The 256-nt window shown below is 60.5% G+C and carries 1 protein-coding gene; it reads right to left on the bottom strand.

Annotation, left to right across the window (positions count from 1 at the left end):
• A partial coding sequence (locus tag NTD81_RS09975) for an Ig-like domain-containing protein (RefSeq protein ID WP_262182094.1) occupies window positions 1-256 on the bottom strand: 256 nt, incomplete at both ends.

Genomic DNA, 256 nt, shown 5'->3' with positions numbered 1-256 from the left:
AGCTACGCCGGTTGGGGTTTCACCACTGAGGTTGCCGTCGGCATCGCTGGCCGTAACCTGCCCTTCGTCACCATGGCCCAGAGGGTTAGGTTTAAACGCCCAATGGCCGGAGTCGTCGACTTGGGTTGTCACGGTGCTGCCGTCGGGTTTGGTCAGAGTGATAGTGCTACCGGCTTCACCAGTACCCGTCAGGCCTGCCAGGTTATTGCTGGCGACCTGCGGAGCATCTGGCGCATTCAGGTCAGCCTTACCGGTA

It is taken from the genome of Pseudomonas sp. 5P_3.1_Bac2, from assembly GCF_025465995.1.
Lineage (GTDB): Bacteria > Pseudomonadota > Gammaproteobacteria > Pseudomonadales > Pseudomonadaceae > Aquipseudomonas.
The sequence above is the reverse complement of the archived record's forward strand: the minus strand, read 5'-3'. Positions and strand labels throughout refer to the sequence as shown.